This is a genomic window from Alteromonas sp. KS69, from assembly GCF_003989595.1.
GTDB lineage: Bacteria > Pseudomonadota > Gammaproteobacteria > Enterobacterales > Alteromonadaceae > Alteromonas > Alteromonas naphthalenivorans.
In genome coordinates, this window is sequence record NZ_PYHU01000035.1 from 61,779 (window position 1) to 77,670 (window position 15,892).

General features: G+C 43.8%; 14 protein-coding genes. 7 read left to right on the forward strand and 7 right to left on the reverse strand.

Annotated elements, in window-relative coordinates:
- Positions 1-129 precede the first annotated feature (129 nt).
- A complete protein-coding gene (gene gap / locus C7Y69_RS16445; protein WP_126873410.1) occupies positions 130-1,125 on the forward strand; it encodes a type I glyceraldehyde-3-phosphate dehydrogenase in 996 nt (331 codons plus the stop codon).
- A gap of 191 nt (positions 1,126-1,316) precedes the next feature.
- On the forward strand, positions 1,317-2,171 hold the full coding sequence (locus C7Y69_RS16450; RefSeq protein ID WP_126873411.1) for a D-hexose-6-phosphate mutarotase: 855 nt from the start codon (positions 1,317-1,319) through the stop codon (positions 2,169-2,171).
- A 127-nt stretch (positions 2,172-2,298) separates the two neighbouring features.
- Here the strand turns inward: C7Y69_RS16450 and C7Y69_RS16455 are convergent, their stop codons facing one another.
- The 5 genes from C7Y69_RS16455 to zwf are packed head-to-tail and all read right to left on the reverse strand — an operon-like array spanning position 2,299 to position 7,929.
- Positions 2,299-2,946, reverse strand: a complete 648-nt coding sequence (locus C7Y69_RS16455; protein WP_013783644.1) for a bifunctional 4-hydroxy-2-oxoglutarate aldolase/2-dehydro-3-deoxy-phosphogluconate aldolase — start codon at positions 2,944-2,946, stop codon at positions 2,299-2,301.
- A 3-nt stretch (positions 2,947-2,949) separates the two neighbouring features.
- Complete coding sequence (locus C7Y69_RS16460; protein ID WP_126873412.1) at positions 2,950-3,903, reverse strand: glucokinase; 954 nt, start codon at positions 3,901-3,903, stop codon at positions 2,950-2,952.
- Positions 3,900-5,729, reverse strand: a complete 1,830-nt coding sequence (gene edd / locus C7Y69_RS16465; RefSeq protein ID WP_126873423.1) for a phosphogluconate dehydratase — start codon at positions 5,727-5,729, stop codon at positions 3,900-3,902. The genes C7Y69_RS16460 and edd overlap by 4 nt, the downstream gene beginning before the upstream one ends.
- 9 nt (positions 5,730-5,738) lie before the next feature.
- Positions 5,739-6,431 carry a 6-phosphogluconolactonase gene (gene pgl, locus C7Y69_RS16470; RefSeq protein ID WP_013783641.1) on the reverse strand — a complete coding sequence of 231 codons (693 nt, stop codon included), beginning with the start codon at positions 6,429-6,431 and terminating at the stop codon, positions 5,739-5,741.
- Position 6,432: 1 nt separating this feature from the next.
- Positions 6,433-7,929 (reverse strand): glucose-6-phosphate dehydrogenase, encoded by a 1,497-nt coding sequence (gene zwf, locus C7Y69_RS16475; RefSeq protein ID WP_126873413.1) that lies wholly within the window; start codon positions 7,927-7,929, stop codon positions 6,433-6,435.
- A 295-nt stretch (positions 7,930-8,224) separates the two neighbouring features.
- On the opposite strand from zwf, the gene C7Y69_RS16480 reads away from it, so the two are divergent.
- The 4 genes from C7Y69_RS16480 (at position 8,225) to C7Y69_RS16495 (ending at position 13,210) form a co-directional block, all read left to right on the forward strand.
- Positions 8,225-9,076, forward strand: coding sequence for a MurR/RpiR family transcriptional regulator (locus C7Y69_RS16480; protein ID WP_126873424.1), 852 nt, complete (start codon positions 8,225-8,227; stop codon positions 9,074-9,076).
- A gap of 416 nt (positions 9,077-9,492) precedes the next feature.
- Positions 9,493-10,929, forward strand: a complete 1,437-nt coding sequence (pyk, locus tag C7Y69_RS16485; RefSeq protein WP_062087417.1) for a pyruvate kinase — start codon at positions 9,493-9,495, stop codon at positions 10,927-10,929.
- A 184-nt stretch (positions 10,930-11,113) separates the two neighbouring features.
- A complete protein-coding gene (locus C7Y69_RS16490) occupies positions 11,114-11,998 on the forward strand; it encodes a 5'-methylthioadenosine/S-adenosylhomocysteine nucleosidase (RefSeq protein WP_126873414.1) in 885 nt (294 codons plus the stop codon).
- 159 nt (positions 11,999-12,157) lie between these two features.
- On the forward strand, positions 12,158-13,210 hold the full coding sequence (locus tag C7Y69_RS16495) for a DUF2891 domain-containing protein (RefSeq protein ID WP_126873425.1): 1,053 nt from the start codon (positions 12,158-12,160) through the stop codon (positions 13,208-13,210).
- Positions 13,211-13,253: 43 nt separating this feature from the next.
- Here C7Y69_RS16495 and C7Y69_RS16500 read toward each other — a convergent pair whose 3' ends face one another.
- A complete protein-coding gene (locus tag C7Y69_RS16500; RefSeq protein WP_244360699.1) occupies positions 13,254-13,616 on the reverse strand; it encodes a hypothetical protein in 363 nt (120 codons plus the stop codon).
- Positions 13,617-13,986: 370 nt separating this feature from the next.
- Positions 13,987-14,598, reverse strand: a complete 612-nt coding sequence (locus C7Y69_RS16505; RefSeq protein ID WP_126873415.1) for a BON domain-containing protein — start codon at positions 14,596-14,598, stop codon at positions 13,987-13,989.
- A gap of 294 nt (positions 14,599-14,892) precedes the next feature.
- On the opposite strand from C7Y69_RS16505, the gene C7Y69_RS16510 reads away from it, so the two are divergent.
- Positions 14,893-15,879: an endonuclease/exonuclease/phosphatase family protein gene (locus C7Y69_RS16510; RefSeq protein ID WP_126873416.1), complete on the forward strand. Its 987-nt coding sequence runs from the start codon at positions 14,893-14,895 to the stop codon at positions 15,877-15,879.
- Positions 15,880-15,892: the final 13 nt, after the last annotated feature.

Here is a 15,892-nt window from a genome sequence, read left to right on the forward strand (position 1 = left end):
TGAATACGATTGCATAAGCTGTTGTTCGTAATTTTCCAACAGTTTAGCGTTTTTGTTTTGCCAATTATGGCATTTTGATCCATACTTTACGTAATTTATTTTCATATTCAAAAATAATCGAGGTACGTCATGACAATTCGCATCGGTATTAACGGTTTTGGTCGCATTGGTCGCTTAGTAATGCGTGCGGCTGCTGCCCGTGAAGACATCGAAGTAGTTGCTATTAACGACTTATTAGATACAGATTACATTGCCTACTTATTAAAATACGACTCAACGCACGGTTTATTCGACGGTGAAGTTACAGTAGACAACAACGCCTTAGTTGTAAATGGCAAAACTATCCGCATCACCTCTGAAAGAGATCCTGCAGACCTTAAATGGAATGAAGTAGATGTGGACGTGGTAGTTGAATCAACTGGCTTATTCTTAACAAAAGAAACTGCTGCTAAGCACATTGAGGCTGGTGCGAAGAAAGTCGTTATGTCTGCACCTTCTAAAGACGACACCCCTATGTTCGTTATGGGTGTTAACGATGAAAGCTACGCGGGTGAAACTATTGTTTCGAACGCATCGTGCACCACTAACTGTTTAGCGCCTCTAGCTAAAGTACTTAACGATAAGTTCGGTATTGTAGACGGCCTAATGACAACAGTTCACGCGACTACAGCTACTCAGAAAACCGTTGACGGTCCTTCTATGAAAGACTGGCGCGGTGGTCGTGGCGCTGGCCAAAACATCATTCCATCGTCAACTGGTGCTGCTAAAGCAGTAGGTAAAGTTATTCCTGCACTTAACGGCAAGCTAACAGGTATGGCTTTCCGCGTACCAACGCCAAACGTTTCAGTGGTTGACCTTACCGTTAACCTAGCAACACCAACTAGCTACGACGCTATTTGTGCGGCAATGAAAGAAGCATCTGAAGGCGAGCTGAAAGGTATCATGAGCTACACTGAAGACGCAGTAGTATCAAATGACTTTATCGGCAACGCCAATACATCAATTTTTGATGCAACAGCGGGTATTGCACTTACCGACACATTCGTAAAAGTTATCTCTTGGTACGACAACGAATGGGGCTATTCAAACAAAGTTCTAGACTTGGTTGCTCACATTTCTAAGTAATCAGGTTTATCGATAACGGCAACTTTGTTGTTCAGTTATTAAAGACATTGTTAATAGACTGAAAAAAGGTGCGAATACTATTCGCACCTTTTTTGTTTTCATTGCACAATAAGCCATTATTAAATGGTAATGCGGGACCTTGTGGAAATCTCGACTACGGTACAATCAACACGTTGCTTCATGGAGGATTTATGTCAACAGAATCATTGCAAGTAAGCGAATCAAACGGATTGACGTTTTTAGAGGTCGATAACCACCTCGGTTCAGCAAAAATCAGTTTATTTGGCGGACATGTTTTATCTTTTATTCCCAAAAAAGATGGTCAAGAACGCTTATGGGTAAGCCCCCATGCCTACCTTAACGGGGAGCGGCCCATTCGGGGCGGCATACCTGTGTGTTGGCCATGGTTTAGTGACGATCATGGTAAAGCGAAAGGTGAGCTGCCTGCCCATGGTTTTTTGCGCACACAAGTGTGGCAGTTAACTTCATCAAGTGAAGATGAAGCTGGCACGCATATTACGCTTACTCCTTCCTTCACTCGAGCGGAAGGATTTGAATATGACTGTGCGGTTACCCTATCGATTACTGTAGGTAACGCTCTTACTGTATCGCTAATAACTGAAAATACAGGCGTAGTGCCATTTATTTACAACTGCGCGTTACACAGTTACTTCCATGTTGATCATATTCAAGCGGTTCGCCTTGAAGGTGTAACCGGTGACTATAAAGATAAGCTCGATGACTGGGCGGTAAAGCCCACACCGGAAAATTATACTTTTACCGGTGAAACTGACCGTATTCATATGAGCCCGGTAGCAAAAGCGTCTATTGTGGTAAACGATAAACCATTTACTGATGTTGGTTCAAAAGGCCACGACTCATTGGTGGTCTGGAACCCATGGCAGAGTGCTGCTTCAATTTCTGATATGGATCCGTTCGGGTACAAACATATGCTTTGTGTAGAGTCGTCTATCACCCAAGGCAAGACACTACAGCCAAGTGAGTCTCACGCCATGGTGCAAACGATAACGCCTGTGTTGCGCTAGCGAGCCGTTTAACGGCTTAAATAAAGTAATGCGCTAGCGAGCCGTTTATTGGCGTAAATAAAAAAGCCCCGATAATAAGTGACGTCATATCAGTCACCATTACCGGGGCTTTTTTAATGCTTTTTAATTACCTGATGTTGGCACCCGCAACCGCTTCTTTAGCAAGTTGCGTAATACGTGACCAATCACCTGACTCAATAGCATCGTCTGGCGCTAACCACGAGCCACCAACACAAACAACGTTCTTAAGGGCTAGGTAATCATTGTAGTTACCTGGGCCAATGCCACCTGTTGGGCAGAACGTAAATTCTGGAAATGGACCACTGATCGCTTTAATCGCTTTAACACCACCAGACGCTTCAGCTGGGAAGAATTTCATATGGGTGTAACCCGCGTCTTTCCCTTTCATAAGTTCAGACGTTGATGAAATACCTGGAATTAGCGGTATTTCTGCTTCCATACCCGCTTTTAATAAATCAGCTGTCATACCAGGGCTAATTGCAAATTTAGCACCTGCTTCAATAACCGCTTTAAGCTGCTGTGCATTCGTTACCGTACCAGCACCAATTAAAGAATCAGGTACTTCGTCAGCAATACGCTTAATAACGTCGATAGCCGCAGGCGTACGAAGCGTAACTTCTAATACTTTAATGCCACCTGCCATAAGGGCTTTTGCTAGCGGAACTGCCTTTTCCACGTCGTTGATAACCAATACAGGTACAACAGGGCCAGCAGCAAAGATATCAGCTGGCGAATATTTCCATTTACTTGTCATAAATCAGCTCGCAGTATGTTGTTGAAGATAAGCAGCTGCACCTAATAAGCCGTGATCAGGCTCTGCTATCAAATAAGTAGGAATATCTTTCACATAGTGCTTCATTTGCCCTTTCGCTTCGAAACGAGCTCTAAAGTCACTATTTTGAATGAATTCAGGGAAACGGTTTGCAATACCACCGCCGATGAAAATACCACCTGTTGTGGCCATATTTAACGCCAAATTACCCGCAAAGCTGCCCATAATTCTGCAGAACTGCGTTAAGGTAGCGGCTGCAATATCACAGGTACCGGCTAATGCGGCTTCTGTAATTTGAGCAGGTTCAGCGAATGTGGCTTCTTTACCTGCATCTTGTGCCAGTGCGGTATAAATATTATGTAATCCCCTGCCAGACATTACTTCTTCAGCAGAAGCGCGGCCGAAGCTTTTTTGCAGGTGACGCCATACCACAACATCGGTTTCATCAACAGGAGAGAAGTCAACATGACCGCCCTCGCCGTCTAGGGTTTGCCACCCCGTAGAGGTCATCGTGATATGCTCTACACCCAAGCCAGTACCCGGGCCAAATACCGCAATGTTACCACCGGTTTTCGCCGTGCCATCACCAATTTGAACCACTTGTGAGTCGTTCAAAACCGGTAATGAATGTGCCACTGCGGTAAAATCGTTAATCACAAATAATGAATCTAATTTTAACTGCGAACATAGCGCATTTTGCGAAAACGCCCAGCTATGGTTTGTCATCACGACTTGGTCGCCCAATACCGGGCAAGCAATACCAATACACCCTTCGGTGAATTGGTATTCAGGCATTTCAGAAAAATACTGTGAAATTGCCAAATCGATACTGGCAAAATCATTACACATATATTTCTTTATATCGGTTACGCCTGTTTCGGTAACCCGAGCTACGCGAATGTTAGTGCCCCCTACATCGGCCACAAACTTCTGGCTCATAGCGCCTGCTCCTGGTTGTAGAACAACGAGCATGCACCTTCTTCAGCGCCGGTAAGGATGGCACGCATGCCGCCGAACATTTCTCGGCCCATACCAATATGGTGGTGACCAATATCGGCAGGTTTCGCTTCACGGGCTTCAAGGGTAGCTTCATCAACGTGCAACGTTAATGCGCCGGTTTCTGTATTAAGCTCAATCAAGTCACCCGCTTCTACTTTTGCAAGTAAGCCGCCTTTATAGGCTTCTGGGGTAACATGGATTGCGGCTGGAACTTTACCTGAGGCACCAGACATACGCCCGTCAGTAACCAAGGCCACTTTGAAGCCTTTGTCTTGTAACACGCCAAGAGGAGGTGTTAAACGATGCAATTCTGGCATACCAATAGCCGAAGGCCCTTGGAAACGAACGACAACAATGCAATCTTTGTCTAAGTCGCCCGCTTTAAATGCAGCGTCTAAGTCGAACTGATCTTCAAACACCACTGCTGGCGCTTTAATAGTGCAATGTGGAGTGCGAAGCGCTGATGTTTTAATTACACCGCGACCAAGATTACCTTCCAGCACACTTAAACCACCATCTGGTTTAAACGGCGTTTCTACTGTGGCGAGCACTTCTTTGTCTAAAGACTCGGTAGGACCGTCACGCCATTCAAGCTCACCGTCTTTCAACATTGGCTCTTTGGTATAGAAGTCTAGTCCTTCACCACAAATAGTATTAACGTCGTTATGCAACAACCCAGCATCTAGCAATTGCTTGATAAGCAATGACATACCGCCAGCCGCTACAAAATGGTTAATGTCGGCAGAACCGTTAGGGTAAATACGAGTAAGTAAAGGCACAGCATTAGAAATATCTGAGAAATCATTCCAGTTAATGATGTAACCGGCTGAACGTGCAACAGCAATTAAGTGCATGGTGTGGTTTGTGGAACCACCTGTTGCTAGCAAGCCTACTAAACCATTCACAATGGCTTTTGCGTCAACAATATGACCGATTGGACGGTACGTATCGCCCAAGTCAGTAATACGTGTTGCTTGAATAGAGGCCGCTTTCGTTAGGGCATCACGAAGCTCTGTACCTGGGTTTACAAACGAAGAGCCAGGTAAATGAAGGCCCATCATCTCTACCACTAGCTGATTAGAGTTTGCTGTACCGTAGAAAGTACATGTACCAGCAGAGTGATAAGACTGAGATTCAGCTTCAAGTAGCGCATCACGCCCTACTTTACCTTCTGCATATTCTTGGCGAACACGCGCTTTCTCTTTATTCGGTAAGCCAGAAGGCATAGGACCAGCTGGCACAAATACTGTTGGCAAGTGACCAAAGCTTAACGCACCCATTAATAATCCAGGTACGATTTTATCGCAAATACCTAGCATGAGGGTTGAGTCGAACATATTATGCGAAAGCGCAATAGCAGCACCTTGGGCAATATTGTCGCGGCTCATTAAGCTCAAATCCATACCGGTTTGACCTTGAGTCACACCGTCACACATAGCGGGAACACCGCCAGCAAACTGAGCCACACTGCCTACACTTTTTACTGCATCGCGAATAATCGCAGGATACGTTTCGTATGGCTGATGCGCTGAAAGCATGTCGTTGTAAGCAGATACAATCGCCACGTTTGCTTTTGTCATCGAGCGCAGATCAGATTTATCTTCTGTTCCACAAGCCGCGAAACCATGAGCTAGGTTTCCGCACGAAAGCACACCGCGGTGAGGACCTTGGCGGCGTGCGTGTTCAATTTTTTCTAAGTATGCCTTACGGCTGTCTTTGCTACGCTCTATAATACGCTGCGTAACTTCTGCAATTCTTGAATCCATCATTGTCTCCTATGGCGCCCACATCAAGGTTACCGGGGCTCTGTTTACCACGGCCGTGATGGGCTTTTGCGCTTCGGTAGCATTATCCAGTGCATCAAGCAGAACCTGCTTTTTCTTATCACCGGTTAAATGCAGAAAAATATGTCGACTGTTTAGCAACGCCGGCAACGTAAGTGAAATACGTTGATGGGGTGCAGTTGTAGGTTGTACAGCAATACATGTGCGGCCACTGTTCATGCTCAAGCCATCATTGACTTGTTCAGAACAGGGGAATAGTGATGCGGTATGACCGTCTTCACCCATGCCTAAAATTAGCGCATCAAAAGGCTGGGACATACTTGCAATCGCTTTTTCAGCAGCATTTACGCCTTCGCTAGCATCAGCAACGTCGCTTTTTAATTCAACGAAATGTGCTGCACTGGCTTTATTTTGAATAAGGTTCGCTTTTACTAAACTGGTGTTACTGGCTTCATGACCTTCTTCCACCCAACGTTCATCAGCAAGGGTTATATCTACCTTGTCCCACTCTATGTCGGTTTCGCTCAACTGCTTAAACAGCGCAAGAGGCGTTCTGCCGCCACTCACCACAAGCGAAGCACGCCCGCGAGTTTTAATGCCAGTTTTAAGAATGCTCACCAAGTCTTCAGCAAAGGCTGAGGTGAGCGCATCGGGTGTATCGAATGAAAGAGTTGTTAAAGCCATATTATTTCTTCTTCTTTACCGTTTTGCTTTCGTACCAACTGCGATTCGCGCGTGCCAAAAGGCCAATTGAATCTACCGGTCCCCACGTACCTGCCTGATAAGGCTCTGGTGGTTCATTAGACGATTTCCATGCTTCTAAAATTGAATCAACCCATGTCCAGGCTTGTTCAATTTCATCACGGCGAACGAACAGCGCTTGATTGCCTAGCATGACTTCAAGAAGCAGCTTTTCATAGGCATCAGGAATACGATCGTCAGCAAAGGCTTCAGAGAAGCTCAAGTTCAATTTTGATTTTTGTAAATCCATAGAGCCAGAGCTGGTTAAGCCAGGCACTTTGTTCATTACGGTAATTTCAACACCTTCATCAGGCTGAAGTCGAATTACCAGTTTGTTAGGTGGCAAGTTTTTAAAGCTATCGCCAAACAAATTGTGTGGCTGACGCTTAAAGTAGATAACCACTTCACTGACTTTCGATGGCATACGCTTGCCAGTACGAAGGTAGAACGGAACACCCGCCCAACGCCAGTTATCAATCTCTGCTTTAATAGCAATGAAGGTTTCCGTTCTACTTTGAGTGTTAGCACCCTCTTCTTCCAAGTAGCCTGGTACTTCTTCACCTTTAACAAAACCTGCTGTGTACTGTCCACGAACCGTGCTATCGCTAATGTTCGTTGAATTAATCGGGCGCAGTGCTTTAAGTACTTTAAGCTTTTCATCACGAATGCTGTCAGCATCCAGTGTTGTAGGTGGCTCCATGGCCACTAAGCTTAAAATTTGAAGCAAATGGTTTTGCACCATATCACGCATTTGACCTGCGTCGTCGAAATAGCCCCAACGGCCTTCAATACCTACCGATTCTGCAACTGAAATTTGAACATGGTCAATACAGTTGTGATCCCAGTTGGTCGCGAAGATAGAGTTAGCAAAACGAAGTGCAACAAGGTTAAGTACCGTTTCTTTACCAAGGTAATGATCGATACGATAAATTTGTTTCTCGTCGAAGTATTCGGCAACTTGCTCATTAATTACTTTTGAAGACTCAAGGTCATGGCCAATTGGCTTTTCAAGTACCACACGCACACTCGAGTCGATGATTTTACAGCCGTGTAAACCACGACAGATATCGCCATAAATAGAAGGCGGTGTTGCTAAATAACACACCATAGTACGAGCAGGGTCAACATGGTCTTCTAAAACGCAGTAGCTAGCGATATCTTTCATATCGACACATGCATAATGAAGACGCGCTTTCATGCGCTCCCACGTTTGCTCACAAAGCTCTTTATCACCAAACTTAACTAAGTTTGTATGCACCTCAGCGATATAGTCTTCTAATTCCATTTCGTGGCGAGCTACGCCAACAATCGTTGTGTCTGGGTGGATAAGCTCTGCTTTTTCAAGCTGATATAATGACGGCAGTAATTTGCGTCGTGAAAGATCACCCAATGTGCCAAAGAGCACGAAATCACAGGGTTCGTAGGAATTTTCCAATACCATTTTCGTCGACCTTTTAAATGTATGTGTGAAACTAACGTGAGGTAGACGTACCTTCTAACGCCATCCACGTGTTATTAGCATATAGTTAACACCAAATGTAGTAAAATTACAACTTTTGGAAACTATTGAATCTCATTTCTATATATTAACGGGTTAGTACCCTAACTTGGCCCCTTTTGTTCCCCAGAAATGATAAAAAATGTCAAAAAATTACATTTTTCTTGTCACTTCCGTCACATTGGGTACTATGAGTCGGGTAACCTACATCAATTTTCCCTTACTAATTGCTTTCTGTATGAATATTTTAGAAAAAATTACACAAAATAAAGCGTCATTCAGCAAATCAGAACGAAAAGTGGCTGATGTGATCCTTGCGAATCCGCAAACAGCTATTCACTCGAGTATAGCAACCTTGGCCAAAATGTCGGATGTTAGTGAACCGACAGTTAACCGCTTTTGTCGACGTTTAGATACGAAAGGCTTTCCAGACTTTAAACTTCATTTAGCACAAAGTCTCGCAAATGGAACGCCGTACGTAAACCGTCATGTTGATGAAAACGATGGGCCAGAAGATTATACCAACAAAATCTTCGAATCGACCATGGCTTCTCTTGAAGTTGCGCGACAGTCTGTAGACGTGCAAGTGGTTAATCGCGTTGTAGATTTGTTAACTCAAGCACAAAAGATATCGTTTTTTGGACTTGGCGCATCAGCCTCTGTGGCACACGATGCACTAAACAAATTTTTCCGTTTCAATGTGCCAGTGGTCTACTTTGAAGACATTTTGATGCAGCGCATGAGCTGCATGAATTGTTCTACTGGCGATGTTGTGGTGCTTATCTCACATACCGGCCGAACCAAAAGCTTGGTAGAGATTGCACAGATTGCCCGCATGAACGATGCAACGGTGGTTGGTATAACGTCAGCCGACAGCCCATTGTCACATGAATGTACGTATGTATTGTCGCTTGAGGTGCCGGAAGATACTGATATGTATATGCCAATGGCATCACGTATTGCGCAACTTACGCTCATAGACGTGCTTGCTACAGGGTTCACGTTACGACGCGGTAATAAGTTTAGAGAGAATTTAAAGCGGGTGAAAGATACCTTGCGCGGTTCTCGCTACGAAAAGCGCAACGAATAAGTACTGCTGCTTCACGCATTCGAGTTAGCCTACCAATACGTGCATTGGTGCCTAACTCGGGTTCGCTATACTTGTAATACTTCGGTAAATGCCCCGCTCCCTACTCTCTTCGGTAATTAACCACATTTTTTCGCCATACCTGCTACCCTAGTTAAGTGGAAACAAGCTTAACTATTGATTATTTAAAATACAGAAAAGGCAGTGGATGGCATTAACACTCTATTATTGAGATGAATGACGCAACTGGTCGGCTCAGTTCCCATTTCTTCATCTTTCATTCACATTTATGTCAGATTCATCTACTATTCTGTAATAAAATTACGTAAAGCGATTACAGGTTAACCTTTGTACAAAATACGCAGGCTAGCCATATATCTACTTGTGCTACATCACTTAAAAATTGCGACGGACTCCTAATGACCAGAAGAACGAAAATTCTTGCAACGCTTGGCCCTGCCACTGATTCACTCGAAAAAATTCAAGAACTAATTGCCGCCGGTGCGAACACGGTTCGTATGAACTTTTCACACGGCCAGGCGGAAGATCATATCGAGCGTGCGAAACGCGTAAGAGAAGCGGCTAAAAACTTAGGTAAATACGTTGCCATTTTAGGCGATTTGCAAGGGCCAAAAATTCGTGTTGCTCGTTTTGCTGAAGGCGCGGTTAAGTTGTCTATTGGCGATAGCTTTACACTTGATGCTGAACTAGACCGCGATGCGGGCGATGCCAAGCAAGTTGGCATCGACTATAAAGCACTACCTGATGACGTAAGTGCTGGCGATATTTTGTTACTTGATGACGGTCGTATTCAACTTAAAGTCACCGGCGTAGAAGGTCGTAAAGTACTAACAGAAGTAACTGTTGGTGGCAAATTATCAAACAATAAAGGCATTAACCGTCAAGGCGGTGGTTTGTCAGCTGAAGCCCTTACTGAAAAAGATAAGAAAGACATTATCACGGCTGCTGAAATTGGCGTTGATTACCTTGCGGTTTCATTCCCTCGTAGTGGTGAAGATCTTAATTACGCAAGAAAGCTAGCTGAAGAAGCAGGCTGTTATGCAAAAATCTGCGCTAAAGTAGAGCGTGCTGAAACAGTAGCCACTGATGAAGCTATCACAGACATTATCAGTGCATCAGATGCGGTGATGGTTGCGCGTGGTGACCTAGGTGTTGAAATTGGTGACGCCGAGCTAGTGGGTGTTCAGAAAAAGCTTATTGCCCGTTCACGCCAGCTTAACAAAATTGTTATTACAGCAACGCAAATGATGGAATCGATGATTGATAGCCCTATGCCTACGCGCGCAGAGGTTATGGACGTTGCCAATGCGGTACTAGATGGTACAGACGCGGTTATGCTTTCAGCTGAAACTGCAGCAGGTAGCTTCCCGATTGAAACTGTTCAAGCGATGGCGCGCGTTTGTGAAGGTGCCGAGACGCACCCTAGCGTTAAAATTTCTAAGCACCGCATGGATGAGCTTTTCTCATCTACTAGCGAATCAATTGCGTTGTCAGCAGTATACGCAGCAAACCACCTACCCAGCGTTAAAGCTATTGTAGGGTTAACTGAAAGCGGTAACACGCCTAAGTTAATGTCGCGTATTACTACCTCGCTGCCTATCATTGCGATGTCTCGCCATGAAGGTACATTAAACACTATGGCCTTATTCCGCGGTGTTAAGCCTGTTTATTTCGATTCATCGAAAAGCGAACCTGGTCAATTAAAATATGATGTCGTTGCAGCACTTAAAGCCAAAGGTTTAGTGCAAAGCGGCGACAACATCATTTTGACATACGGTGATGAAATGGAAAAAATTGGTGCAACCAATACGCTTAAAATTGTTGAAGTAGAATAACCGTTACTCCTACTTAATACTTTTTAAAGGCAGCCAATGGCTGCCTTTTTTATGCGTATTCAACGTTCTGTATCACGGGCACCTACTGCCTATACACATTGTAATTCACATACCAAACTGGTAGAAATGAAAGGTGTCTTTCACTTGTAGTTTTACTTACCACGCTTACTTCAACGGAATAATAATGAAAATAACCGCTCCTCTTTTTTCCGCGCTTTTTGCGCTACTTTGCTTTAACAGCATGGCTGAATCATCCATGAAAAGTGTAATAGTAGCCGCTTCTGAAACGCCATTAGCGCCAATCATGATTCAAGGACCCATGCCAATTGAAGCAGAGTACTTCGCATCACTTTTAACCGACGTTCGTATTGAACATTCAGGTAACGCCACCTTCTATTTGGGGACGTTAAACGGGCACCCTATCGTGGTCGCCAAAACAGGAAAAGGCTTAGAGAACACTGCTGCGGCAACGGCTATAGGTATAAGTCGCTACCAACCAAGAATCATTATTAATCAGGGTACATCCGGTGGGCACGATCCTAAGCTAAACGTTGGTGATATCGTATTGGGCGAAAAAAGCGTAAACGCGAGTAATTTCAAAACCCCTAAGCTAGAAGCGGGCGAAGGCTCTCGTCCTCTTACGTGGATCCCAATGGACTTAATGGCGTCAGAAGGCAGTGCGGGTGAAGGTGATAGTGCGTCAGATGCTGAAAAGATTCGCTTTTATGCCGGTGACGAAACCTTACTTAAGCTCGCGATGTCATTAAGCAAGGAACACAAAAGTGGAAACGTTGTGAAAGGCACCATCGGCAGCGGTAATTTTTGGAATAACGAAATTGACCGCATTGCATGGCTTCACAAAAACCTAGGTACCAGCGTAGAGGAAATGGAATCAGCATCAGCAGCGCAAATTGCCCATGCTTATGGCGTACCTTTTCTTGGCATTCGTATTCTATCAAACAACATTACCAATCATGGCGAGTATAACCCTAACACGGCAGAGGCTTGCCAAGTGTTCGTCAAAGCCGTTGTTGAGGCGTATATCGCGTCATTACCAAAGCCTTTATAACCGTCTTAAAGACTAGCCTTATTATTTGCCGCCGAGTTATTTTTACCCTTGAAAAAAACTTGGCACTTTCATTCTTAAAAACACATTGGCATTTATTTTATGAAATTGACTTTGCTCCCTAAGCTTATACTCGTTCTCACCCTAGTTTCACCATCACTGATGGCGAACACTGCCGACACAAAGGCCTCATCGAGTGACTTAACGTTAGCAAACCGCTTCGCCCAACTCGCATTAGCCTGTGTTCATAAAGAATACCCAAACATCATTAAACACATGATGACAGGGGCCGAACATGTTAAGCCGCCTAAACAGCTGTATCCCGCGTTTTACGGCTGCTTTGATTGGCACTCATCTGTACATGGGCATTGGTTATTAACCCGCATTGCGAGCCAATATCCAGAAACGCCTCACTACCCGGACATTATAAAACACCTCGACATCAGTTTTACCGAAGAGAATATCGCTGGTGAAGTCGCTTACTTTAACCGTGAGGGTACAGGTACAAGCTTTGAACGTCCCTATGGGCTTGCTTGGTTTTTACAACTAACCAGTGAATTACGTGAGTGGAATTCACCCGAAGCTAAACGGTGGCTAACCACCCTACTGACACTTGAGCAAAAAATCGTCGCCAACGTAACAGATTGGCTCCCTAAGCTTTCATTTCCTATTCGAGTGGGCGAACATAGTCAAACCGCGTTTGCATTCGGGCTTATGTTAGATTGGAGCCGCACGGCTGGCGATGTTGCATTTGAAAATTTGCTTACCAAAACCATCACAAAGTTATATGCCAATGACGTGAATTGCCCGCTAGCTTACGAACCATCAGGCCAGGACTTCTTATCACCGTGTGTTGCAGAAGCTGACTTGATGCGCCGAGTATATTCAAGCGAGCGTTATGCAAAATGGCTGTCTGCTTTTTTACCCAGCATTCCTATTGATGGCGATGGTTCATGGATAAACGTAGCCACTGTAGTGGATAAAAGTGATGGTAAACTTGCGCATCTAGATGGTTTAAATTTAAGTCGTGCATGGATGCTTGAAGGTATTGCCTCTGCATTGCCGTCAGACGATAAGCGTGTTGCAGCAATTAACAGTGCAGCACAATCACATAAGGTAGCGGGAGTCGATGCTGTGATAAACGATATGCATTATATGGGAAGTCACTGGCTTGGCAGCTTTGCTACTTATCTGGAAACCCAACGCGGGCTTTAAACCACTTACTAATACTAGATTAAATGAAGCAGAGTTGGCGAGCTTAGATGCTCGCAAACTCTGTAGTTGTTGAAGTAAACTGTGTTTGGTGATGGACTAAAATGTTCTTTGCGCGGTCGATTAAATCATCACGCTTAAATGTCCAATTACGTAAGTCCGCCTGCTTTGCTTCTGCAAGGTAAAACTCAATACGTGTTTTACGTAATAAATCTCGCTTCTGAGATACATCGAACTCGGTCTGAGCAAGTATGCGTTCTACTTTTACGATAGAGGCATGGTGGGATTTGTCTGAATCATCTGCGTTCGCTTTACCCACATAAGCCATGTTGTTTGTTAACACGCCTGCAAGCACAATAAGCAGTGAAATCAACACACCTGAAACTAACCAATTTAATACTTTCATCATTCACTTCCTTTTATACTAACTTGCTATTATCCATGTAAGAACGCGTTGGTTCTAAATGACTACTGCACGTTGTAACTTAAACACTTAATTACAACTTGTATTGCACATTGTGTTCCAAATTTCTTACTGCTACCTGATTACCGCGAAGAGTATACGCATCAAGGGTTAGAAAGAAAATTCGTCAAAGGTTGTAAGACAAAAGTTGTAAACTGGATGGGAAAATACTACATGTTGCTGCGAAAAAACGGCATGTTGAAATAAGCGCAAATGTCACTTTACTACTCGATATATCGCGTTATTATGGAATTCTAGGGTTTGATAGACATTAAAAAAGGGGCCGATTGGCCCCTTTCATCTTACTAATAACTGCTTAGTGTTTCATGGCTGTTTCAGTAATAACTTGCAAATTATCTTCAACATTTTTTACATCTGAAGCATTTTTCGCTATTTCGACAGCAAGTTGACGCTCGGCGTCTGAGTCTACGTTACCCGTTAGTGTAACGTTACCGGCTTCAACATCTACATCAATATCGAAACCAGAGATGTCGCTATCCATTAATAGGCGAGTTTTAATAACAGTAGCAATTTTGGCATCAGTAAGCGTGCCCGTTTGCTCATCATATTCTGATTCAGCGTCATCCGACATGTCGCTTGCCATTTTATCCATGTCTTTCTCTTCAATAATAGAAAGCTGGTTGTCTACTGACATAACACCGTCGATATTTGAAACTAACTCTTCTGCTAATTTCTTATCAACTGAATGATCTACCTTACCTGTCAGAACAACGTTACCGTTGTTTACGTCTGTATTGATATCGAATGAATCAAGGTTGCCGTTGAATAGTAGTGTTGCTTCGGCTTTGCCGTCTATCCACGCATCCTTAGCGCCTTTTTCCCATTTGTTATCTGTCTCCATGTCACCAGCAAAAGCTGCAGTTGTCATCGAGGTCGCTACAAGTATAGAAAGTAATGTACGTTTCATAACAGTTCTCCTTTGTTGAAACTCCCAATAGCTAATGCGAAACTCGAGCCAACGCAGCAACCGACTGATTTATAACAATTTACTTCACTTTCACTTTAATTATCACTTGTTAACATCTCTGCAAACTTTTCGACCTATGCGCATTTTTTACTTACATCTTGCTCAACCGGAACGAAAATTGAATATTCGTTAACCAATATACTTATTATTAATCGAGCAATAGCCGAGTTTGTCTTGTTTAAAGAGTTCGCAAGCAAGACAGCAAAGCAAAAAACAACTTAGTCAGGAACGACAATGAATATTTTACTGAACACCATGGCGATATTTCTTATTGCTGTCACATTAGCGCCATCACTACCGTCGAAACATTGGCTAGTGAGGGTATGGGAATTTCCACGGCTTCAATTACTAGGTTTAATGGTGATAGTAATAATTGCCCGAGGCGTTATGTATCCATCGGAGCTCTCTGGATTCAACACGCTTATTACCGCATTCCTTTATATTAGTTTAATGGCCTGCGCGATTTACCAAGCTATTTGGATAATGCCTTATACTTTGTTTTACAAAAAGGAAGTGGTTAAGGCATCTTCTCAAGATGCGGGTGAGAGCATTAGTATCCTATCGAGCAATGTCTTTATGCCCAATGAAGATTACGAAAAGTTATTAAAGCATGTACGTGACACCAATCCAGACTTCGTCGTTACTCTTGAATCTAACAAGCGCTGGGAAATAGCCCTATCTGCGTTAAACGAAACTCATCCTCACCAGCAGCATTGCCCTTTGGAAAATTTGTATGGTATGCACCTTTACAGTAAATACCCATTGAAAACCGCCAAACTCAACTACTTAGTAGAAGATGACGTGCCCTCCATGCTTGTTACCATTGATATGGACGGACAAGATGTGACACTTTACTTTCTTCATCCGAAGCCACCCAGCCCCACAGAGAACAAAACGGCTAGGCCCAGAGATGTCGAACTCACTATGGTAGGCCATGAAATAGCTAAAAAGGACGGGCCTATAATAGTAGCTGGGGACTTGAACGATGTAGCATGGTCGCCTACTACCAGAAAATTTAAGAAAATAAGCGGTATGCTTGACCCAAGAATCGGACGTGCTTTTTTTAATACTTTTCACGCCCACTACCCGCTAGTTAAATGGCCATTGGACCATGTGTTTCATTCGAGTCACTTTATGCTGGAAGACATTAGGAAATTGCCTGATATTGGCTCAGATCACTACCCGCTGCTAACGCGATTGAAGCTAAAGCCAAAAGCCTGAATGCAGAAAGTAA